The 22,275-nt window shown below is 39.6% G+C and carries 20 protein-coding genes; 10 read left to right on the top strand and 10 right to left on the bottom strand.

All coding sequences use genetic code 11. The features are described 5' to 3' along the window. Positions 1 to 2: 2 nt before the first annotated feature. Together gluQRS and DJ533_RS04225 are read left to right on the top strand one after the other, a co-directional pair. Entirely contained in the window at positions 3 to 935 is a 933-nt protein-coding gene (gene gluQRS, locus DJ533_RS04230) for a tRNA glutamyl-Q(34) synthetase GluQRS (RefSeq protein WP_065995173.1), read from the top strand. 72 nt (positions 936 to 1,007) lie between these two features. After that, positions 1,008 to 1,229 carry a zinc-ribbon domain-containing protein gene (locus DJ533_RS04225; protein ID WP_065995148.1) on the top strand — a complete coding sequence of 74 codons (222 nt, stop codon included), beginning with the start codon at positions 1,008 to 1,010 and terminating at the stop codon, positions 1,227 to 1,229. Between the two features lie 39 nt (positions 1,230 to 1,268). Here the strand turns inward: DJ533_RS04225 and ftsW are convergent, their stop codons facing one another. From ftsW to DJ533_RS04200, 5 genes are all read right to left on the bottom strand, one after another. Next, positions 1,269 to 2,465 (bottom strand): putative lipid II flippase FtsW, encoded by a 1,197-nt coding sequence (gene ftsW, locus DJ533_RS04220; protein ID WP_065995147.1) that lies wholly within the window; start codon positions 2,463 to 2,465, stop codon positions 1,269 to 1,271. Positions 2,466 to 2,486: 21 nt separating this feature from the next. Beyond that, entirely contained in the window at positions 2,487 to 3,833 is a 1,347-nt protein-coding gene (gene murD / locus DJ533_RS04215; RefSeq protein ID WP_065995146.1) for a UDP-N-acetylmuramoyl-L-alanine--D-glutamate ligase, read from the bottom strand. 178 nt (positions 3,834 to 4,011) lie between these two features. Further along, positions 4,012 to 4,260, bottom strand: a complete 249-nt coding sequence (locus tag DJ533_RS04210; RefSeq protein ID WP_065995145.1) for a DUF6587 family protein — start codon at positions 4,258 to 4,260, stop codon at positions 4,012 to 4,014. A gap of 18 nt (positions 4,261 to 4,278) precedes the next feature. After that, complete coding sequence (feoB, locus tag DJ533_RS04205) at positions 4,279 to 6,141, bottom strand: ferrous iron transport protein B (protein ID WP_065995144.1); 1,863 nt, start codon at positions 6,139 to 6,141, stop codon at positions 4,279 to 4,281. Beyond that, positions 6,138 to 6,407, bottom strand: coding sequence for a FeoA family protein (locus tag DJ533_RS04200; protein WP_065995143.1), 270 nt, complete (start codon positions 6,405 to 6,407; stop codon positions 6,138 to 6,140). Before DJ533_RS04200 ends, feoB begins: the two co-directional genes overlap by 4 nt. Before the next feature lie 168 nt (positions 6,408 to 6,575). On the opposite strand from DJ533_RS04200, the gene xerD reads away from it, so the two are divergent. The 5 genes from xerD to DJ533_RS04175 all read left to right on the top strand — a co-directional run bounded on the left by xerD (position 6,576) and on the right by DJ533_RS04175 (position 12,112). Continuing rightward, a complete protein-coding gene (xerD, locus tag DJ533_RS04195) occupies positions 6,576 to 7,493 on the top strand; it encodes a site-specific tyrosine recombinase XerD (RefSeq protein ID WP_065995142.1) in 918 nt (305 codons plus the stop codon). A 143-nt stretch (positions 7,494 to 7,636) separates the two neighbouring features. Next, on the top strand, positions 7,637 to 8,446 hold the full coding sequence (locus tag DJ533_RS04190) for a DsbC family protein (protein WP_065995141.1): 810 nt from the start codon (positions 7,637 to 7,639) through the stop codon (positions 8,444 to 8,446). Between the two features lie 129 nt (positions 8,447 to 8,575). Further along, positions 8,576 to 9,880 carry a homoserine dehydrogenase gene (locus tag DJ533_RS04185; RefSeq protein ID WP_065995140.1) on the top strand — a complete coding sequence of 435 codons (1,305 nt, stop codon included), beginning with the start codon at positions 8,576 to 8,578 and terminating at the stop codon, positions 9,878 to 9,880. Positions 9,881 to 10,015: 135 nt separating this feature from the next. Next, on the top strand, positions 10,016 to 11,155 hold the full coding sequence (gene thrC / locus DJ533_RS04180; protein WP_065995139.1) for a threonine synthase: 1,140 nt from the start codon (positions 10,016 to 10,018) through the stop codon (positions 11,153 to 11,155). A gap of 129 nt (positions 11,156 to 11,284) precedes the next feature. Next, positions 11,285 to 12,112: a hypothetical protein gene (locus tag DJ533_RS04175; protein WP_065995138.1), complete on the top strand. Its 828-nt coding sequence runs from the start codon at positions 11,285 to 11,287 to the stop codon at positions 12,110 to 12,112. An 18-nt stretch (positions 12,113 to 12,130) separates the two neighbouring features. Here DJ533_RS04175 and DJ533_RS04170 read toward each other — a convergent pair whose 3' ends face one another. Next, entirely contained in the window at positions 12,131 to 13,195 is a 1,065-nt protein-coding gene (locus DJ533_RS04170; RefSeq protein WP_065995137.1) for a serine hydrolase, read from the bottom strand. A 231-nt stretch (positions 13,196 to 13,426) separates the two neighbouring features. On the opposite strand from DJ533_RS04170, the gene gacA reads away from it, so the two are divergent. The 3 genes from gacA to DJ533_RS04155 are packed head-to-tail and all read left to right on the top strand — an operon-like array spanning position 13,427 to position 17,088. After that, positions 13,427 to 14,062: a response regulator transcription factor GacA gene (gacA, locus tag DJ533_RS04165; RefSeq protein ID WP_065995136.1), complete on the top strand. Its 636-nt coding sequence runs from the start codon at positions 13,427 to 13,429 to the stop codon at positions 14,060 to 14,062. A 12-nt stretch (positions 14,063 to 14,074) separates the two neighbouring features. Next, complete coding sequence (locus DJ533_RS04160; RefSeq protein ID WP_065995172.1) at positions 14,075 to 15,661, top strand: sensor histidine kinase; 1,587 nt, start codon at positions 14,075 to 14,077, stop codon at positions 15,659 to 15,661. 17 nt (positions 15,662 to 15,678) lie between these two features. Next, complete coding sequence (locus DJ533_RS04155; RefSeq protein ID WP_065995135.1) at positions 15,679 to 17,088, top strand: sigma-54-dependent transcriptional regulator; 1,410 nt, start codon at positions 15,679 to 15,681, stop codon at positions 17,086 to 17,088. Between the two features lie 22 nt (positions 17,089 to 17,110). On the opposite strand, the gene DJ533_RS04150 is transcribed toward DJ533_RS04155, so the two are convergent. The 4 genes from DJ533_RS04150 to lptF all read right to left on the bottom strand — a co-directional run bounded on the left by DJ533_RS04150 (position 17,111) and on the right by lptF (position 22,161). Further along, complete coding sequence (locus tag DJ533_RS04150) at positions 17,111 to 18,283, bottom strand: S41 family peptidase (RefSeq protein WP_065995134.1); 1,173 nt, start codon at positions 18,281 to 18,283, stop codon at positions 17,111 to 17,113. Between the two features lie 37 nt (positions 18,284 to 18,320). Continuing rightward, positions 18,321 to 19,868, bottom strand: a complete 1,548-nt coding sequence (gene gpmI / locus DJ533_RS04145; RefSeq protein ID WP_065995133.1) for a 2,3-bisphosphoglycerate-independent phosphoglycerate mutase — start codon at positions 19,866 to 19,868, stop codon at positions 18,321 to 18,323. A gap of 122 nt (positions 19,869 to 19,990) precedes the next feature. Then, entirely contained in the window at positions 19,991 to 21,061 is a 1,071-nt protein-coding gene (lptG, locus tag DJ533_RS04140) for an LPS export ABC transporter permease LptG (protein ID WP_065995132.1), read from the bottom strand. Further along, on the bottom strand, positions 21,061 to 22,161 hold the full coding sequence (lptF, locus tag DJ533_RS04135) for an LPS export ABC transporter permease LptF (RefSeq protein WP_065995131.1): 1,101 nt from the start codon (positions 22,159 to 22,161) through the stop codon (positions 21,061 to 21,063). Before lptF ends, lptG begins: the two co-directional genes overlap by 1 nt. Positions 22,162 to 22,275: the final 114 nt, after the last annotated feature.

Below are 22,275 nucleotides of genomic sequence, written 5' to 3'. Positions count from 1 at the left end.
TGATGACTGTTGAAAGTTTAGCAGCCAAGCATAGCTTGGCTCTTGCGCAGCGGCGAAACAATGTTTCGCTTAATCGCTACTCAGGTCGGTTTGCGCCATCGCCAACCGGCCCTTTGCATTTTGGCTCTTTAATTACGGCAGTAGCCAGTTATTGTGATGCCAAAGCGCACCACGGTCAGTGGATCGTGCGGATTGAAGATACCGATATTCCTCGGATCTATCCCAACAGTGAACAACATATTCTACAATGCTTAGATGCATTTGAATTTGAGTCTGATGTTGAGATTATTTATCAAAAAGAGCGTTTAGACATTTATGACAATGTCATTCAACAACTCAAACAAACAAACTTGGTTTATGCCTGTGAATGTACCCGCAAAATGTTGGGTTCAAATCATGTCTATGTCGGTACTTGTCGGGAAAAGCATTTAAATTTTCAAGACCAAGCCATTCGACTCAAAGTTTCAGATGCATTAATTTGTTTCGAAGATCGTCTTCAAGGTCAGCATTGTTCAAATTTACAACGTGATTTAGGTGATTTTGTTTTAAAACGCCGTGATGGCATTATAAATTATCAACTTGCTGTGGTGGTCGATGATTATCTACAAGGCATAACGCATGTGGTGCGTGGCGCAGATCTTCTAGATAATACTGAACGCCAAATTTGGCTTGGACAATGTCTTGGTTATCCACAACTGAATTATATGCACCTTCCTCTTGCCATGAATGATCAAGGACAAAAACTCTCTAAGCAAAACTTAGCACAAGCCCTCGATATTCAACATGCGCCACAATTGCTCAGACAAGCTATTTTAACACTGGGACAATTACCTATAGATCTAGATCAGCCGCATAAAATGTTGGCTCAGGCAGTCGCTCAATGGGATATTCAACGTATTCCCAAAGGTACACAGATTCAAGGTACTTTTCAGTAACACGGATCAACTGGTTTTAATCAAGAAAAATCCATTATATTGATCGTATCTTGTTTTTATTTGAGCATTTGTATGTTGTTTATTTTTGGAATATCACCGAAAACTGTTAAAACGGATCAAGGGCAATTTGTCTGCCCGATTTGTAAAACGCGCAGTGCTTATGAAATTAAAACGCAGCGTAATTATTTTTCATTATTTTTTATTAAACTTTTTCCAGTATCCAAACCAAGAGAAAGTGCTGTAGTATGTTTAAATTGTGGTACGCATATGCCAAAAATGGTGCTAGACCATTAAGTCATCGCACCATTTCTAAAACAAAGTTTAAGTAAAAACTTAGAAACTTGATTGTTCTCGCGCAGGATTTTTCTGCTGGGTTGTTGCATCAATTTTTAACATTAAACTGATCATTACCGCACACATAATCAATGATGACCCCCCATAACTAATAAATGGCAAGGTAAGACCTTTGGTCGGTAACATTCCCATATTCATGCCTGCATTGACCAAAATCTGCAATAAGAAAATGATGCTAATCCCATACGCCAAATAACCTGCACGTAGGTATTGATGTTTCAAGGCACGATGCGCAATACGAATACAACAAAACAGCATACCAAACGATAAAACCAAAACTGTGGCAATACCAAAGAAACCAAACTCTTCACCTAAAATTGCCAACATAAAGTCAGTATGTGCTTCAGGTAAATATGACATTTTTTGGATACTGTGTCCCAAACCAACCCCTGTCCATTCCCCTCGACCAAATGCCATCAAGGCATTGGAAAGCTGATAACCTGTACCCAGTGGGTCTGCCCAAGGATTAGAAAATGACATCAGTCGTTCATAACGATATGGCTCAAAGATGATCAAGAATACAAATGCACCCACAATCGCACCAAAGGCAATACCAAATTGGATCAAGGGTGCACCCGCCAAGAAAAATACTCCCAACATCGACACCGCAATCACCACCGTTGCCCCTAAATCTGGCTCAGCGATAATTAAACCTACAGTGAGGAGCATGATGATCCCTAAACGAATCAAGCCTTTAATGTTGTTTCTCACCTCTTCAGCACGACGCACCACATAATCAGCGGTAAAAATTGCCATCATGACTTTAGCAATCTCAGTGGCTTGCAAACTAAAACCACCAATACTGATCCATCGGGTTGAACCATTCACCTCTCGTCCAACTACCAATACGGCAAGTAACAAAGCAATCGTAATCAGCCATAAAGGAAAGGTGTTATTAAACCAAACATTCAACGAGACACGATATACACAAAATGCAGCCACTGCTGCAACCACAATCGAAATTGCATGACGAATCACATAATGAAAAGGTGCCTCATGCATCCGTTCTGCATAAGGCATAGATGCCGAAGCGACCATCACTGTACCAATACACAGTAATGAAATGACGCAGAAAATAAGTACATTTCGAGGCGTAATTTCGGTTGGAAGTTTGGGAATCCAACGTTCAAAGACTTCACTAATTTTACTGACCGTTGTCTGAGCTAACCCAGCCATACTGTTATCCTTATGATTCTTTTAGTTTAGTGCATTTACAAATTCTACAAAGCGATGACCACGCTCTGGATAACCTGTAAACATATCAAAACTGGCACATGCAGGCGAGAGTAAAACCACATCATGTGCATGGGTATTTTGTTGGCACAATTCTACCGCTTCTTGTAAAGACTCGGCATGTAAAAGTGTTGTAGTTCCTTCAATGGCTTTTTCGATCATTGAGCGATCCTCACCGATCAATACAGCGACTTTGGCATATTGAGTTAAAGAATCACGTAAAGCAGTAAAATCTTGCCCTTTACCCTGCCCACCTAAAATAATGGCGACTTTACCTGCTTGTGCTTCAATCGCCGCACCTAAACCATCAATTGCAGCTAAAGTTGCACCAATATTGGTACCTTTTGAGTCGTTATAATAACGAACACCCTGCACTTCTTTTACAAATTCACAGCGATGCTCTAACCCCTTAAATGTTTTCAATGTTTCAAGCATTGTCTCTAATGGCAAACCAATCGCTTCCCCCAACGCTAAACATGCCAGAGCATTTGCGACATTGTGTGTACCTTGAATGTACATGTCAGCGCTTTTCAACAAACGCTCACGTCCACGCGCTAGCCAAATGGTACCATCATTGTCTTTTAAAATGCCGTATTGATTGAGATCAGGTGCATTCAAACCAAAGCTTTGCATAGGTGTCACATCAGGTACAAGTGGGCGTGTCAAAGCATCATCACGATTAAACACCACTTTTTTCACGCCTTGGAAAATACGATGTTTTGCAGCATGATAACCAAACATATCGCCATGACGGTCTAAATGGTCTTCACTCATGTTTAAAACTACCGCGACTTCAGCATTTAAGTTTGAAGTCGTTTCGAGCTGAAAACTTGAAAGCTCAAGAATATATACATCAGGATCATCATGGATTAAGTCTAAAGCTGGACGCCCTAAATTACCCCCGACCGCAGCTTTCACACCTGCATCTTGTGCCATTAATCCAATCAAAGTCGTTACCGTACTTTTGGCATTGGATCCCGTAATGGCTACAATCGGTTTATCGGTTGCACGGCGCAAAATCTGTATTTCACTGATCACAGGGATACCTTTGGCAATTGCAGCTTGGATTTCAGGTAGTTTCGGGTCAAGCCCCGGACTGATCACAATTTCTTCAGCTTGTAATAATAATTCTTGATCAAAATGCCCAAAACGGGTTTGTACCTCATTTGGAATCTTGTCATGCCCTGGTGGTACCTCACGTGAGTCAGTTACTGCAACACGATAGCCATGTCCATGTAAAAAATTAACCGCTGAAACACCAGAAATACCTAGTCCAGCAACGACTTTTAAGCCACCACGTTGAATTAACATTATTGTCCCACTCGAAGTAAATTTTGAAACTCGCAAAATGTTAGCACTTTGCCGATTTGAAAGCTTTTTCTGTTTAGGCTTTCTTGAAATTATTTTGTGTCAGGGCGTAAAAAAACAGTCATATAAAACAAAAAAGCCACTCTATAATCAGAATGGCTTTTTTAAACAATTCAACTTTTTATTTCCATTTGACCGCTTGGACTTCAGTTTTTTTGGGTGCTTCAGACTCGCTACTTGAACATCCACAACCACCACAGCCACTCAACATCGCAGGTTGTAACCAATTGGCTAAACGTGTCCAACCTTTGGCTCTACACGCCTGAGAAAGCACCATAAACACTTTATATGCCGTTTTTGGAAATACTTTTTTAAATACAAAAATAGCACTCCAAACCACCAAAGCTGTAATAATCAATAACTCAACCATTTCAGACTCCTTATTCGCTTATAAGCCGAAATAACGTGTCGCAACTTGATAAGTAAAGAATGACATTAAATAAGCCAAACCAAACAAATAAACTGTCATTCCAAACACAGTTCTCAATGAACCTGTTTCACGTTTTACGGTTGCCAAAGTCGCCAAACAATGTGGCGCATAGATAAACCATACCAGCAATGATAAACCAGTTGCCAATGACCAGCTTAGATCCCCCGTCGTAATCAAACTTTCTAAACCTTTTGCCACAGCATCTTCATCAGTTACCGACAAAGCATATACCACACCTAATGACGACACCAATACTTCACGTGCTGCCATTGCAGGAATCAATGCAATACAAATTTGCCAATTAAAACCGAGTGGCGCAAAAATCGGTTGCATGACATGCCCTAACATCCCCGCAAATGAATAATCAATCGCAGGTAAAGTGCCTCCCTCTGGCGGTTGTGGGAAAGTACACAAAAACCAAAGTAAAATAGACAAGGCAAAGATAATGCCACCGACACGTTTTAAGAAAATCTTGGCACGATCAAGCAACCCGATCCAGACACTTTGCAGATCAGGGAAACGATAGCTTGGCAGCTCCATGAGTAAGGCATGTTGTGATTTGTCTTTTTGGAAAAACTTCAGCACAGTCGCAACCAGCAATGCACTGACTATCCCTGCCATATACAAACCAAATAGTACCAAACCTTGTAGATTTAAAAATCCCCACACGGTTGTTGATGGAATAAAAGCAGCAATCAACAACGCATACACAGGTAAGCGTGCTGAACAGGTCATCAAAGGCGCAACCAAAATCGTAACTAAACGATCTCGTGGGTCTTGAATGCTGCGTGTTGCCATAATCCCAGGCACCGCACAGGCAAAACTAGAAAGTAAAGGAATAAATGCCCGACCACTTAAACCCGCTTTAAACATGAGTTTATCGAGTAAGAACGCCGCTCGTGGTAAATAACCAGACTCTTCTAAGACTAAGATAAAAAAGAATAAAATCAAAATTTGTGGCAAGAACACCACGACACCACCAGCACCAGCAATCACACCATCGACAACCAAACTATTCAGTAAGGGTTGGGAAATAACTTGTCCAACTGTTTCACCTAACCAGCCAAAGAAAGCTTCGATCCAGTCCATAAATGGTGCTGCCCAAGCAAATACCGCTTGGAATACGATGAACATCATCACAGCAAGCGTGATCAAGCCCCATACAGGATGCAAAAAAATCTTATCCAGTTTATCAGTGCGTTTGTCTTCATGATCTACAAAAATCACTACATCTTTTAAGATTTGAGTGACTTTCTCATGATTGCTTCCCGTTAAGTTAACATCACTTAATTCAGTACTTGGCTTACGAAACTTCTCTTGATCCAGTGCCGCCATCAGGTTCTCAATGCCTGCATTACGTACTGCAACCGTTTCTACCACAGGAATACCTAAACGCTGAGACAACTTTTCAGAATTGATTTGCATACCACGACGACGGGCTTCGTCCATCATGTTCAGCACAAGTAAAATGGGTTTACCCTGTGCAATGACTTCTAGCACCAAACCCAAATGTAGCTTTAAGTTCGTGGCATCCACCACACACAAGAAAGCATCTTGTGCTTGCTCTTCGGCAATTTTACCCAACACTACATCACGCGTAATTGCTTCATCAGGACTGGTTGCATCTAAACTATAGGTACCAGGCAAATCCAATACACGTACAGCACGCCCAGAAGGTAAATTAAAACTACCGACTTTACGTTCTACTGTTACACCCGCATAGTTCGCTACTTTTTGACGTGTACCTGTCAGATGGTTAAATAAAGACGTTTTACCGCAGTTAGGATTTCCGACCAAAGCAATACGTAAAGTTTCGCTCATGCGGGAACTCCTTCAGTGCTTAAGTCAATTTCAACTTTCTCCGCTTCAACTTTACGTAGCGCAAAACGTGTAAAGCCAATTTGAATAAGGATAGGGTCACCACCAAAAATACCTTTGGTAATTACTTGCACAGTTGTGCCTGGCACAAATCCCAAGGTTTCTAAACGACTCGCAACGAGATCGGTTTGACTTGTATTATCAGCCAATGTTCGATTGACCTTAGTGATAATAGCAGTCTGCTTTACTTTCAATTCTGACAAACGCACTGCAATTGACCCTAAAAAGGAACTGGTATTTGCGCTAATTATACATACAAATGAGAATAATTACCAAGTAAGGTTTGATTACAATTCTCATTTCCCACCCATATTCGACTTCTTGATTTTTTTGGTCTACATTGCCTCAATAGATGAAAAATTTAGCCCCTATTAATCATGCTCAATAAAAAACCACGTACGCCTGCTGCTGTCACCATTCCAGAAAAACTGAGTTTTTTAAATGGGTATAAAGACTATCTCATTGCACAAACTGTGAGTCCACATACACGCAATGCGTATCTTTCCGACCTAATCCAATGCAGTGAATGTTCTAAACACTACCTGCCAGAATGGTCACATGAGGATATTTCCGATGTGATGATTGCGTTAACCAAACAGGGTAAAAGCCCACGCTCTATAGCCCGTTGTCTTTCAGCATTACGTTCATTTTATAAATTTTTACGTGAACAAAAAATCCGCTTAGATAACCCCATGGTGGCGCATAAAACCCCAAAGTTAGGACGTGCCTTGCCAAAAGATTTGTCTGAACAGGATGTCGAAACATTGATTCAAGCCCCTGATTTAAGTACAGCTTTAGGCTTACGTGATCGGGCAATGCTAGAAGTGCTGTATGCCTGCGGTTTACGGGTCAGTGAGTTGCTCAATTTACGTTTAGATTTGATTAATTTAAAGCAAGGCTATTTAAGAATTTTAGGGAAAGGTAATAAAGAACGTTTGGTTCCTTTAGGACAAGTTGCTTGTGAATGGGTCGAACAATATTTAACAGATGCACGCCCACAATTGTATAAATCCTCGACTGATTATTTATTTTTAACCCAACATGGTGGCATCATGAGCCGACAAAACTTTTGGTATGCGATTAAACGCTATGCTTTGCAAGCCAATATTCAAACAGAGCTGTCACCTCACACTTTGAGACATGCTTTTGCTACACATTTACTCAATCATGGTGCAGACTTGCGTGTGGTACAGATGTTACTTGGACACAGTGATTTATCTACGACACAAATTTATACCCATGTGGCACAGGTACGTTTACAACAGCTACATGCACAACATCATCCACGAGCATAATCACTTAACAATGAGGGCAATCTTGATAGCGTTCATTTAGTACCCTTAATCAAGTTTTAAAGTACAAGTGATAATTTTTTGCTATGCTTAGTGATTCAAAATATATTTTCAAAAATCATGCAGAACAACCCAAAGAGTGATTTATGCAATTAAAACGTTCGAAATTGATGCTAGCGTGTATGCTCGCAAGTGGACTTGCGCTCAGTGCTTGTTCAAAATCTCCTGATACAAAAAAAGAGGACACTTTAACAGCGACAGCACCTGCAACGGGCGAAGCATCGAATTTGACTGAACGTAATGCGCAACAACGCCTCATCCAAACCTTACAAGGGCATTTAAAGAAAGCCAACATTGATGCCAAAATTTTAGATGTCAAACCCACTGAAATGCCAAATTTATATTGGGTCAGTTTAGAAGGGATGAGCTCAGTCTATGCTACAGGTGATGGAAAATATTTAATCCAAGGTGATGTGATTCGCTTAGGTGATAAACAACTCAGCAGTATCGGGGATTCATTGCAAGCTGCCGAAAATAAAAAACATTTAGCACAATTAAAAACAGAAGATTTACTGGTCTACCCTGCCAAAGGCAAAACCAAACATGTAATTTATGTCTTTACCGATGCAAGTTGTCCATACTGCCACAAACTGCATGAGCAAATTCCTGCGATCAATGCCAAAGGTATTGAGGTGCGTTATATCGCATGGCCTCGTGGTAAACAATTTATGCCTGCGATGGAAAGTGTCTGGTGTAGTGCCAACCGCCAAGAAGCTTTTGATCAAGCCATTGCGGGAGCGCAACTTCCACCTGCAACGTGTCAAAATCCTGTTCGTGCCCAATACGATCTGGGCTTAAAAATGGGTGTAAATGGTACACCAGCGATTTATAATGCAGAAGGTGAACATATTGGTGCCTATATGACAGCAGATGAGTTAGCTGCTCGCCTTAAATAACCAACATTTATAAGTTAATTTACTATTTTTTATAGCAAAATATAAAGATGCGCCAACCTCTAGAGTCTGGCGCATTTTTTAGCTATGATCTAATCCGAATAAAATTTTTTATATATTTTGGAGTGTGACGTGAAACCAGTACGTCTGGCAATACTCGGTCTTGGAACCGTAGGTGGTGGTGCCCTTAAACTATTACAAGAAAACGCTGCTGAAATTAGACGTCGCACCGGTCGAGAAATTGAAATTACCCATGTCGGTACACGCCGTCCACGTCCTGATTTAAATTTGCCTGCAAGTGTGAAGCAAAGCGCTGATCTACTCGACATCGTGCGTCAACCAGATGTCGATGTTGTTGTTGAAGTTATGGGCGGTATTCACCCTGCTTATGAAGTGATTATGGAAGCCATCAAGCACGGCAAACAAGTTGTGACAGCAAATAAAGCATTGCTCGCTGAACACGGCAATGAACTCTTTAAAGCTGCAGATGATCACTCTGTCCAAATCGCGTATGAAGCTGCTGTTGCAGGCGGTATTCCAATCATCAAAGTCATCCGTGAAGGTTTAGCTGCCAATAAAATCGAATGGCTTGCAGGCATCATTAACGGTACAGGGAACTTTATCCTGACGGAAATGAGTGAAAAAGGTCGTGCTTTTGCAGATGTATTAAAAGAAGCTCAAGAACTCGGTTATGCTGAGGCTGATCCAACGTTTGATGTCGAAGGCATTGATGCTGCACATAAGCTAACTATTTTAGCGTCATGTGCATTTGGTATTCCATTACAGTTTGACAAAGTCTATACCGAAGGCATTACCAAAGTGACGGCACAAGATGTCAAATATGCAGCTGAATTAGGCTATAACATCAAACACTTAGGTATTGCACGTCGCACGCCAAAAGGCATTGAGCTACGAGTACACCCAACCTTAATTCCAGAAGAAGAATTGATCGCTAATGTCAATGGCGTGAAAAATGCAGTCCTTGTCCAAGCCAATGCGGTGGGTCCAACACTGTATTATGGTGCGGGTGCGGGTGCGGGTCCAACAGCTTCTGCTGTGGTTGCGGATGTGGTTGATATCGTTCGTGACATTATCTATACAGAAGATGGCTCAGGTACGATTCCTCAACTGGCATTTGAAGCACTTTCAGATTTACCGATTTTAGAAAGTGATGAAATGACAACAGGTTATTACATCCGCATCAATGCCGAAGACCAAACCGGCGTATTGGCAGATGTCACCACGATTTTAAGTCGTGCAGGCATTAGTATTGATGCCATTATGCAACAGCCTCGTTTGAAAGACTTGATTCCTATTGTGATTTTAACTGACCCAGTAGTTGAATCTAAAATGAACGAAGCTTTGTCTCAAATACAAGCTTTACCAGTGATTCATGGCGAAATCGTACGAATTCGTTTAGAATTGCTTGATAACTAATCGGGTTTTAAATTTTCCTAAAACTCCTCTTATTGCTAAGGGGAGTCATTATGCAAATAAATTCATTGAAAATGCGTAGTTTAGGAAAATTAACAAATATCACTATTTGCTCTACACAACACTTGGAACACCCTCATGTCTAATGCAAATCGCTATACAGGACTTGTTGATCGCTATCGTGACCGCTTACCAGTATCTAAAACTACACGTGCTATCTCGTTAAATGAAGGTAATACGCCGCTCATTAAACTGGACAATATTCCACGTTTGATCGGTAAAAATGTTGAAATCTATGTGAAGTATGAGGGCTTAAACCCGACTGGTTCATTTAAAGACCGTGGTATGACCATGGCTGTAACCAAAGCTGTAGAAGAAGGTTCTAAAGCCATCATCTGTGCATCTACAGGGAATACATCAGCGGCTGCGGCTGCTTATGCTGCACGTGCAGGCATCAAAGCCTTTGTTTTAATCCCAGAAGGCAAAATTGCCATGGGTAAAATGGCGCAATCCATGATGTATGGTGCGGTGACTTTACAAATTCATGGCAACTTCGATGATGGCATGCGCCTGGTAAAAGAAGTTGCTGACCAAGCACCTGTCACCATCGTAAACTCAATCAACCCTTTCCGTTTGCAAGGTCAAAAAACCATTGCTTACGAAATCGTAGATGCTTTAGGTCGTGCGCCAGATTATCACTGCTTGCCAGTAGGTAATGCTGGGAACATCACTGCACACTGGATGGGTTATACCGAAGCTTTAACTGAAAATTTCAGCTTTGAAAAAGACCAAGTGGTTTATGATGCAGAAGCAGATGCTTTCACAGGTCAAACTCCAATAGGTCGTCCAATCATGGTCGGTTACCAAGCATCTGGCGCAGCACCATTCCTACGTGGTGGTCCTGTAGAAAATCCAGAAACTGTTGCAACTGCGATTCGTATCGGTAATCCACAAAGCTTTAACCATGCCAAAGCAGTAGTACGTGATTCAAATGGTTGGTTTGATGAATTGACTGATGCTGAAATCTTAGAAGCACAACGTATGCTTTCAATGTATGAAGGCGTATTCGTTGAACCTGCTTCTGCTGCGTCTATCGGTGGTGCGATCCGTGACATTAAAGCAGGTAAAATTGCTGAAGGTTCTGTGATCGTATGTACTGTGACAGGTAATGGCTTGAAAGACCCTGATACTGCCATCAAACAATGTGAAGATGCAGTGATGTTATCAATTGATGCTGAACTCAACCAAGTTCGTGATTCTATTCTTTCAAATATGTAAAGTTTGAATACATCAACAGAGGATCTCCTCTGTTGATGCTAAAACAATCAGAATAGTAAAAAATTAATAAATATACATATTTATTAAACAAAAAATTAAAGTAATTTAAATAAACTAGGAAAAGAAGAAATGATGTTTAAAAGTTTAATAATAATTTTAACTATGGGGTTATCTGCATGTGTCACAAGACCTTTAACAAATTACCCAACCTATACTGCAGAAAATACCATTTCTATTTCATCCAATGCGATAAGCAAAGCACGATATGGTAAACCTGCAGATAAATCCATTGCAAATTCTCAAGTTTTAATTGGCCCATCTCCGATTAACCCTCCAAATAGCGGTATAGCACCATTAACAAGTTTAATAACTACTATCGCATTTTCAGGCACGGGAGCAAATAAAGGCACTTATAATAAGCTTAATTTTTTAAATTCCTTAAACTTTTCAAATCAGGTGGAAGAAAGAATTAAGCAAAATTTTCCTGAGCAAAATATTCATTTAAAAATTATTCATTCTGATCAACCCGATTTAAAAATAATTCCTTTTGTTTTCATCTCATCTTCGCCAAAAGATTTTTTCTTAGATTTCACTCTAGTATCTGAAATTAAAAATAAAATCAAACTTTATAAATATAGAGATCGTAGTTTCAATAAAGTAGAAGATATCAATGAAGAAAAGTTTAGAGTTATTGCAGACACTGCTTTAAATGAGTTAGTAGAATTACTTGCAATGGATTTAAATAAAGAAATTGATCTTAAAAAGCTTGATCAAAATCTACAAACAAAATGTGAAAAAATATCAGGGAAAACTTGGGGAAAAATAACGCCAATCAATAAAGTTAACTTTTACTTCATAGAAAATAAGAAAAATTATTGTATAGCAGCATTAAAAGACGGTCTTGGAGGTACATTTCCTCAAGTATATATATTTAATCAAAAATTGGCCTCATCTTAAAAAAGAGGCCAAAAATTATTAAATACGTTTCGGTAAATTACTCACCCAATTCAACAAATTGGTAGCATCATTGGTACGAGATTGCGAAGTGCTTGCACCTAATAAGACCACAACCGCAGGACGACTATTTACAGTCGTATGCATCACCACACAGCGACCTGCTTCATTAATATATCCTGTTTTAGAAATATTAATATTCCAACCACCATTACGCACCATCGCATTGGTATTATTGGATTTTAATACACGATAACCCAAGTTAAAGTCATAGTGAGCAGTCGTTGAGAACTGACGAATCAAACCATACTGAGAAGAGGCACTGACTAAAATACCAAGATCACGTGCTGAAGAAACATTACGAGGGTCTAAACCCGTAGACTCTGTGTAATAGGTTGAATGCATTCCAAGTTGACGTGCTTTCGCGTTCATTGCTGCGACAAAAGCAGGACGACCGCCTGGGTAAGTGCGTGCTAAGGCTGCTGCTGCTGGGTTCTCAGACTTCATAAGTGCGAGTAATAACATCTCAGCACGGTTCATGGTATCGCCAACTTTTAAAGTTGAGCTAGAGTTTTTACCGCCTGCACCCGCAAAATCGATGGATTGCAAGGTAATGTCTTCAGACATATTTAAACGTGCATCCGCAGTTACGACCGCAGTCATCAGCTTAGTGATTGACGCAATTGGCAATGCCGTATTGGTATTTTTACTGTATAGCACCTCACCTGTATTGGCATCCATCACCAAAGCAGCACGAGCACTCACAGAAGGCTGATTCAGATAACGATTGGTATCTGTAATTTGAACTGATCGCTGAACTGGAGCAACGTTTGTTGTAGAATAAGATTTGCTAGGAGGAGTAGATAAATAGGTAACAGAACCTGGTGGAGATGGCGCCTCACCTTCATTACTGATTGAAACATCACCATTTAACAATTGGCTTGCATCGTCAGTTGACCAGCTCATAGAAGCACGTTGTGTCCCCCCTGAAGCATTCATCACAAGATCTGCGAAGCTTGCTGAACTCAAACTGAGTAGCACTGCGGCAGACAGGGCATGCATTAACGTTTTTTTAGACTTTTTCACGGTAACTTACTCATTCAGGGAGGCTTTTTGCGCTATTGCTTATTGCCTCAATTATGACTTACATTTATACCTAAACATGACTAATATTGAAGAAACAAATTAGTGACGTCATTGTGCATAAATATTTAAGAAAGATTACGACTAGCATTGCTAATTTTGTTATGGCTTTGCAAGTACTTTTTGCTTTGTGTAACAAAAAAGTTGCTTTTTGCAAAATATAAGGAGGTCTTAGTGATCACGGTTTTAGTGGTAGATGACCATGAATTAGTCCGCACAGGTATTTGTCGCATGCTTGAAGATCAGTCAGATATTCAAGTGATCGGACAAGCTGAATCTGGTGAAGAAGCGATTGCAATCGTTCGTCAGCAACATCCTAATGTGGTGTTATTAGATGTCAATATGCCAGGTATTGGCGGTGTGGAAACAACTCGCCGTTTACTACAAACAGCACCCGAAACGAAAGTCCTAGCAGTCAGTGGTTTAGCAGAAGAACCTTATCCTTCATTATTATTAAAAGCTGGCGCACGCGGTTATATTACAAAAGGCGCACCGATTTCTGAGATGGTGCGAGCGATCAACAAAGTGATGCAAGGGGGTAAGTACTTTAGTGCAGATATTGCCGAACAGCTTGCAAGCTCTTATTTATCAGACAATCAAAGCTCGCCTTTCGATGCTTTGTCTGAACGTGAAATGCAAGTTGCAATGATGGTGGTCAATTGTATTAGTGCGCAAGAGATTTCAGATAAACTTTTTGTCAGTGTCAAAACCGTCAATACCTATCGTTATCGTATTTTTGAAAAATTAGGCATTGATAGCGATGTTAAATTGACTCATTTAGCCATACGTTATGGACTAATCAAACCATAAAATAACATGAAAATGAATACAACGTGGCCTACGACAGCAACAACTTCCTTACAACAAACGATTTATCGTCTAGGCACATTGTATTCCGTTTATCGACTTACTTTAGCCGTATCCTTAGTTCTTATTTTTGTGCTAACTGCTGAGCATAATACTCTTAATTATCCCCACAGTTCTTTATATTTTGATGGTTTAGTCACTTTTATTGTTGTCAGTCTTGCTCAGCTATTACTTCTTAAATTTTTTACTAAATTTATTTCTGAACAACTCTTTGCTATTTTTTTAGTTGATATTTTATTTTTAAGTACCCTGACTTTTGCTTTGGGTGGACCAAGTCTATCCATCAGTCTACTGTTTGTAATCATGGTTTTTTCAGCCAATTTTTTACTCAAAAAAAATGAAGCTTTAATTGTTACTTTAGTTTCTGTTATTGCAGTTATCTATCAGCAATTTGTAGGGAGCTTTTTTGACGCTTCTAATTTAAATAATATTAGTAATAGTGCCTTACTGGCTTTTTTATTTTTTATTGTTTATGGGATTGGTCAAATTTCCATTCAACGCTTTAGAGTGCTTGAAACTATTAATTCCTTACAATCTCTAGAATTACTACAATTACAAAATATTAACCGTTATATTTTAGAGCAAATTGAGCTTGGCTATTTGGTTTTAGATGAAAATTATCGAATTGTGGTGTCTAATCCTGCAGCTTGCTCTTTGATCGGTATTGCCCCCCTCTATGCCTATGCACACGAACAGTATTCTTTAATTAAATTTCAAAAAGAGCTATATGACCTTTTGCAGAATAAATCCTTAGAAGAAGGACAACGCTTTGAGTTTAAATCGAGTCAAAGCCATTATACTGTAGATATCCGAGTCCAAAAGCTGATCGTGCCGCATCAAGCTTTGACTTTACTCACACTAGAAGACTCACAAAAAATTAATCAAAAAGTACAGCAGTTAAAACTGGCGTCTTTAGGACAACTTTCTGCCAGTATTGCGCATGAAATTCGTAATCCTTTGGCAGCAATCGCTCAAGCCAATGAACTTAGCTTAGATGCTGAGCCGGAACAAAGACTCATGCTCAATCAAATGATTGATAAACAAAGTCATCGAATCAATCACATCATTCAACAAACCTTAGACATGGCAAAAAATAAAAAAACCTGTATGTCAGATATTCATTTGGATGTTTTTTTTAAAGATTTATTTAACAATGATTTAAATGATGTAAAAAATCAAATTGCCTTAAGCCTCCCTAAGCCTTTTGTGATTCGATTTGATGACTCACAATTAAGACAAGTGTTAATTAATCTCATACGAAATGCACTCCACCACAATGCACCTGATGCTGATTTTATCCAAATTCTGGTGCATGCAGAGGCTCAACATCTGTATATTGATGTGATAGACTTCGGTGAAGGTATTGCGCGACAAAATCTTGCACAACTCTTCCAACCCTTTTTCACTACGGAAATTAATGGAACTGGATTGGGTTTATATTTATCACAAAGTATTTGTGAAGCAAATCAAGCAAAATTGATTTATATAGAGCAAAAACAAAAAGGGGCATGCTTCAGAATTGAGTGCCTATTGAAAACTTAAGTTAGGTTATTGGGGATATGGCCACAAAACAACCATTGGTTCTACTGGTAGATGATGAACATGACTTGTGCGTACTGATGCAAATGACATTGGCACGAATGGGAATCAAAACCCATATCGCACATCATCTACAACAAGCAAAACTGTTCTTTAGTGAACACAAATACAATGCATGTATTACTGATCTCAATCTTCCTGATGGAAGTGGCTTAGATTTGGTTAAACACGTCACGCAAAATTATCCTAAAGTCCCTATAGCGGTACTTACCGCTTATGGCAACATGGAGATCGCAATTGCCTCACTTAAAGCAGGTGCTTTTGATTTCGTCAATAAACCGATTAATCAACAGCATTTACATCAACTGCTGACCAAAGCTTTACATGTACCTTTGGTCGACTATAGTGAAGATAATTTGCAACTTGAGCATCAACTTTTAATCGGTGAATCTAAACCTATGTTGAAGTTGAAAGACACCATTAAAAAAGTAGCTCGTTCTCAAGCACCTGTTTTTATTTCTGGTGAATCAGGCACAGGTAAAGATGTCGTTGCTCATTTGATCCATAAACTCAGTAACCGCAGTGACAGCCCTTTTGTGGTGATTAATTGTGGCGCAATCTCCGAAGAGCTTATCGAAAGAGAGTTATTTGGCTATGTCAGCCACAGCTTTGCAGGTGCGACCCAAGATAAACTGGGACTGATCCAATCTGCCAATGGTGGTTGTTTATTCCTAGATGAAATTGCTGAGCTTTCCTTAACCACACAAAGTAAATTATTACGTGCTTTACAAGAAAAGAAAATTCGCCCATTAGGCTCTGAACAAGAAATTGATGTAGATTTTCGAATCATTAGCGCCACCAATCAAAACCTGGAAGAACGCGTCCAACAAGGCAAGTTCAGACAAGATTTATTTTTCCGTATTCATGTGATGGACTTACATTTACCGCCTTTACGTGAACGTGGTAAAGATATCCTATTGCTTGCAGAGCATTTTATAAAAAATATTTGTTTAGAATGGGATATTCCAAGCAAAGAGTTAGCCGAAGAAAGTAAACGTTTTTTACAAAACCAAAGCTATGCTGGAAATGTGCGTGAACTACGCAATATGATTGAACGTGCCATTACCTTATGCGATGGTCAGATTATTGGTCTAGAACATTTACAATATTCGCAAAAGCGTAATTTTAGTGCCCCTCTCGTAGAAGCCCCGTTAAACTCAGAAAGCCTTTCTAATACACAAGAAAGCTCTAATCAAATTCCATCTGAAGGCTTAGAACAGTTCTTAGAAAAAGTTGAAAAAGAAGTTTTATTAAATGCCTTAAACCAAACGCATTGGAATAGAACCTTAGCCGCAAAAAAACTCGGCATGACCTTCCGTTCTTTGCGTTATCGTTTGAAAAAATTCGGCTTAGACAGCGAGGATGATTAAGTTTTAACTTACGAAACCTTAATTAACGATGTTTCAATAAAAGTTCAGACACATTATTTAAATATGTGTCTTCTTTCATTTCCAAAGGCCACACATATTCTTGATTTGGTGCAATTCCAGAGCCATCAATCATACTGCCTTTCGGTGTAAAATAATGTGATACTGTCATTTGCAAGGCTGCGCCATTGGGTAATGGGAACAGTTTTTGTACCACCCCCTTACCATAACTTTTCTCACCGATTACCCAAGCACGTTGATGTTCTTTCATCGCTGCAGTAAACACCTCAGCCGCAGATGCTGAACGATTATTAATTAAAATTCCCATTTTAACATTAGGAAATTCATTGCCCGGCAATGCTTGGAATTGTTGATTACCTTCCGAACGGCTTTTAGTAGACACGATCGTGCCTTGATTTAAAAATAAATCAGCCGTTTCTACTGCTGCAGACAGCAATCCACCGGGGTTATTACGCAAATCAATCAGAACAGCTTTTAACCGTGTTGTATCATACTCTTCAAGAAGACGCTTCACTTCATTAGCTGTATCTTGCTGAAAAACTTTAACTTTTAAAACTAAGACTTGATTATGCAACATCACAGGTTCGATATCTGCAATTTCTAATTTTTTGTTGCGTAATAAAGTAATGGCAGGACTTTTGGGATTGAGTTGCAACTGGAAGCTTGAACCGATTGAACCATGTAATAAATCTTCAACCTGTTCGGCATTTAGATTTTTTAGTTCTTGATTATCGATTTTAAAAACACTAAAACCATTTTTAATACCTTGTTTAGTAAGATCTGTATTTTCTTTTAAGTTGCTAATTTGCCATTGATGCGTATGTGAATCAAAAATCAGTTTGAAATCAACCGTTGCCAAATCAGCCTCGGTATATTGAATCAATTGCTTATATTCTTCAGCACTAAGATAACGTGAGTAACGATCTAAACCACTGACCAAACCTTTGATTGCTTGCAAAAACAAAAAATCATCAGACTTTTCCTGTACATAATTATCTTTAACAATGCCATAAATTTGCACAAATTGTTCAATGGACTCGATCGGTACTTCTGCAGTGCTTTGTTCCATTTCATCATCAAAATCTAGCACTGCGGATCGCTCCGCAGCCCAAAGTGAATGGCTTGTACTTGCAAGTAAAGCGCTTAAAACAACACCATATTTCCAAGTTTGAGCCATGCACTTACCTTCTTTATTGATCTTATGTTTAGTGATGTTATGAACTTAACGTAATCAGATTACGCCCTTGCATTTCTTTGGGTGCAGGAATATTCATGAGGTGCAGTAATGTAGGCGCAACATCCGCCAATACACCACCCTCTGCAATCGTCGCCGAGGTTGGACCAACATAAATAAAGGGTACAAGTTCAGTGGTATGTTGTGTATGCACTTGCCCACTGACATAGTCCTGCATTTGTTCCACATTCCCATGATCAGCAGTAATCAGCATGTGACCATGTTTTGCCATCACTGCTTCATATAAGCGACCTAAACTGACATCAACCGCTTCAACTGCTTTCACCGCAGCATCAAATACACCTGTATGACCAACCATATCACCATTGGCATAGTTAACTACCAATAAGTCATACTCACCTGAATTAATCGCAGCCACCAATTGCTCAGTCACTTCTGGCGCACTCATTTCAGGTTGTAGATCATAAGTTGCCACTTTTGGTGAAGGAATTAAAATACGCTTTTCACCAGGATATTCATCTTCACGTCCACCACTAAAGAAGAATGTTACATGCGCATATTTCTCAGTTTCAGCAATACGTAATTGAGTTTTACCAAGTGTAGATAAATATTCACCGATTGAATTTTTTAATTCTTCTGGCATATACGCCACAGGTGCATCAATGGTTGCTTGGTAGCGCGTCAACATCACATATTTAGATAAATTTGGTACAACTTTACGCTCAAAACCAGCAAAGTCTTTTTCAACAAAAGCTTTGGTAATTTCACGGGCACGATCTGCACGGAAATTCATAAATATAACGCTATCACCATCAGCAATTTTAGCAATCTCACCGATGCGTGTTGCTTTGACAAACTCGTCATTTTCATTGGCTGCATAGGCTTGTTCCAAGCCTTCCACTGCAGAGTTTACAACACGAACTGCTTCACCTTCGGTCATTAAACGATAGGCTTGCTCAACACGCTCCCAACGATTATCACGATCCATGGCAAAGTAACGCCCGATCATCGTTGCGATACGACCTTGATTTGGATATTGTGCAAATAAAGCATCCAGCTTTTCTAAAGAAGGCTGTGCGCTACGTGGTGGCGTATCACGACCATCAAGGAAAGCATGTAAATAGACTTTTGCACCACGTTTAAGTGCCAATTCACACATCGCAACAATATGATCTTCATGAGAATGTACGCCACCTTGTGACAATAAACCCATGATATGCACTGCACCACCCGCTGCTTTGGCTTTTTCTACTGCATCAACCAAAACTTCATGTTCAAAGAAATCACCTGTACGAATATCTTTGGTAATGCGGGTAAAATCTTGATACAGCACACGACCTGCGCCCAAGTTCATGTGCCCCACTTCAGAGTTGCCCATTTGTCCATCAGGCAGACCGACATCTTCACCTGAACCAGAAATTAAACTATGCGGATGCTTGTCTTGCATCATGGTTAGATTTGGCGTTTTGGCTGCTAAAAACGCATTATCTTCGACCGCTTCACGATGACCCACACCATCCATGATCACAAGAACGTGAGGGATTTTGCCAGCAGTTGCATCCGTCATGATTTACACTCTTTTCTGTTTACAAATTCATCGGCATATCTTACCTTTTTTTTAGATAAGACTCTATCTTCTATCAATGGCAATAACTTATGTACCATTATTTTTTTAAATGAGAAAGATGATTACCTTGCTCGATATAATAAATAACTGCCTACGCCAAACATCATTACAATTGGTACAAATACAAACCATGCAGGCGATGGTGAATATACCAAACTCGCATAGCCTAAAAAGTCTTGGATATAATAAAAACCAAGTCCCACAAATAAGGCGATCACTAAGCGAAAGCCCATCGACTGTTGACGTAATGGTCCAAAAATAAAAGAGCAAGCAATGAGCACTAATGCTAACAAAGCAAATGGCGAACCGACATTTTGCCAAAATGCCAATAAATACGTTTTTGGTACTTGGCTGTATTGTTCCATATAGCGCATAAAACTGATCAACTGACTTGGTGCTAAGTCTTCAGGATCAATCGTGACCATATGCACATATTTTGGTTGTAATGCCAAAGCTAAATTATGTTGGCTGTCTTGATTGATTGTTGCTCTTCCATCCTCTTGAAGGCGGACTTGTGTAGCTTGAGTCAGATTCCATTGTCCATTTTTGACAAAATTACCTTGCTCAGCATTTAACACGGATTGCATACGATAATCTTGATCAAAATCCACCACTTGTACTTGCTTTAAATTCCCTTTAGAGTTGGCATAGTCAATATAAATAAAACGTTGTCCTTCACGTGACCAATAGCCTTTAACCTCACCTAAAGCGGCTACACTTTTTTTACTTTTAATACTTTTGGCTTGTTCATTGGTATATGGCACTACAAACTGACTCAGCACAAAGGACAAAACGACTAACAACATCGCAGAACGCATCACCCAACCGACAATACGCCACAGACTGATTCCTGACGCTCGCATCACGATCAGCTCACTGTTCGATGCCAAAGTACCCAAACCGAGAACTGCACCAATTAAAGCGGAAATGGGTAAAATTTCATAGAGGTATTTTGGTGCGCCCCACAACACATATTGCAACGCATTCCAAGCACTATAACCTTCTTTTAAATCACCCAATTCACCCAAATAGGTAAATAGAATTTGCAGGACAGATAATACTGCTGTTGCACCCAACATCGCGAGTGCTGTTGTATTGACCACATGCTTGGCGACAATTTTACGTGCTAACATTATGATTTCACTCGCTGAATTTGTTTTTTGATTTTAGGGGCTAATTTTTGTTTACGGGAAAATAATGCAGCAGCAACTGCATAGAATACCAACACCGTAGGATATGCCCATATACCGATTTCATCTTTACTGATACGCGTTTTGATCGCCATCAACGCTACAATCAAACTGGCAAAAATAAGCAATGCTGGAAAAAGTTTTAAATAACGTCCTTGACGTGGACTCACTTCAGACAAAGCGGTTGCTAACATAACCGCCACAATCATGCTAAAAGGGACAAAGATACGCCAACCCAACTCACTGCTCACCACAGGGTCATCTCTATTTTTGAGCAATTTAGAAAATGGCAACGCTTCTACATCAGCACTTTCAAACTTCGCTTCTTTGTCATTTTCCAAACGTAGGCGATAAGACTGAAACTCAGCTTGGGTATATTTGGGTGTGCCTGGATAAATCTCGTAACGACGCCCTTGCAATAAATCTACGACATTGGCAGTATCATCTGCAACTTCAACTCGAGTCGCCTCTTTTGCCAAAATCATGACATCAGGCTTATCTGCTTTTTCTGCACGCTGATAAAAGAAAATGTCTTTTAAATTCTTACGGTCATCTGACAACGACCCTGCATAAATCGTATAGGGTCCTGAAGAAATAAATTCTTTGGGGCGTACCAAATCAAAACCTGTGCGTACTGCTTGTGTGGAGACTAATTTTTCATATTCACGAATTCCCCAAGGCGACATCCAAATCATTAACACACTTTGTACTGCCAAATACACCACAGTAAGCGGAATCAGTAAGCGTGATAACTGAATTTTACTCACGCCACTGCCGTTGAGTACTGCCATTTCATGATCCACATAAAGACGACCAAAAACCAGCATTAAACCAATAAAAAATCCAAGAGGAAGAATTAAAGTCAAAAACTCAGGTAAACGGTAACCAATAATGCTAAATAAAATCGTGGCATCCAAGCGCCCTTGAGCTGCGACACCAAAATACTTGATCAAACGTCCACCCATCATGATCAGGGTGAGCAATGCAACAACAACCAAAGATGTTGAAACAACTTGTTTGACGAGATAACGTCTTATAATCAAGAGAATCTTCCAAAGTGAGTTGGGGGAATAGCGTTTAAGTATTTTACCCGAATGTTAAAAATATAAAACCACATTGAAATTCTATCATTGGTAGTGATTCAATGGTTTAATGTT

The sequence above is a fragment of the Acinetobacter defluvii genome (genome assembly GCF_001704615.3).
Classification (GTDB): Bacteria; Pseudomonadota; Gammaproteobacteria; order Pseudomonadales; family Moraxellaceae; genus Acinetobacter; species Acinetobacter defluvii.
This window is presented reverse-complemented; position numbering and strand designations above follow the sequence as displayed.

What these genes read in the sequence shown, in the direction of transcription:
- thrC (WP_065995139.1), top strand. Translation starts at nt 10,016, where the DNA reads ATGTCTAATGCAAATCGCTATACAGGACTTGTTGATCGCTATCGTGAC.
- DJ533_RS04155 (WP_065995135.1), top strand. Translation starts at nt 15,679, where the DNA reads ATGGCCACAAAACAACCATTGGTTCTACTGGTAGATGATGAACATGAC.
- DJ533_RS04210 (WP_065995145.1), bottom strand. Translation starts at nt 4,260, where the DNA reads ATGGTTGAGTTATTGATTATTACAGCTTTGGTGGTTTGGAGTGCTATT.
- DJ533_RS04150 (WP_065995134.1), bottom strand. Translation starts at nt 18,283, where the DNA reads ATGGCTCAAACTTGGAAATATGGTGTTGTTTTAAGCGCTTTACTTGCA.
- ftsW (WP_065995147.1), bottom strand. Translation starts at nt 2,465, where the DNA reads ATGGCTGGGTTAGCTCAGACAACGGTCAGTAAAATTAGTGAAGTCTTT.
- feoB (WP_065995144.1), bottom strand. Translation starts at nt 6,141, where the DNA reads ATGAGCGAAACTTTACGTATTGCTTTGGTCGGAAATCCTAACTGCGGT.
- DJ533_RS04175 (WP_065995138.1), top strand. Translation starts at nt 11,285, where the DNA reads ATGATGTTTAAAAGTTTAATAATAATTTTAACTATGGGGTTATCTGCA.
- DJ533_RS04190 (WP_065995141.1), top strand. Translation starts at nt 7,637, where the DNA reads ATGCAATTAAAACGTTCGAAATTGATGCTAGCGTGTATGCTCGCAAGT.
- gpmI (WP_065995133.1), bottom strand. Translation starts at nt 19,868, where the DNA reads ATGACGGATGCAACTGCTGGCAAAATCCCTCACGTTCTTGTGATCATG.
- gluQRS (WP_065995173.1), top strand. Translation starts at nt 3, where the DNA reads ATGACTGTTGAAAGTTTAGCAGCCAAGCATAGCTTGGCTCTTGCGCAG.
- murD (WP_065995146.1), bottom strand. Translation starts at nt 3,833, where the DNA reads ATGTTAATTCAACGTGGTGGCTTAAAAGTCGTTGCTGGACTAGGTATT.
- DJ533_RS04225 (WP_065995148.1), top strand. Translation starts at nt 1,008, where the DNA reads ATGTTGTTTATTTTTGGAATATCACCGAAAACTGTTAAAACGGATCAA.
- xerD (WP_065995142.1), top strand. Translation starts at nt 6,576, where the DNA reads ATGCTCAATAAAAAACCACGTACGCCTGCTGCTGTCACCATTCCAGAA.
- lptG (WP_065995132.1), bottom strand. Translation starts at nt 21,061, where the DNA reads ATGTTAGCACGTAAAATTGTCGCCAAGCATGTGGTCAATACAACAGCA.
- DJ533_RS04160 (WP_065995172.1), top strand. Translation starts at nt 14,075, where the DNA reads ATGAATACAACGTGGCCTACGACAGCAACAACTTCCTTACAACAAACG.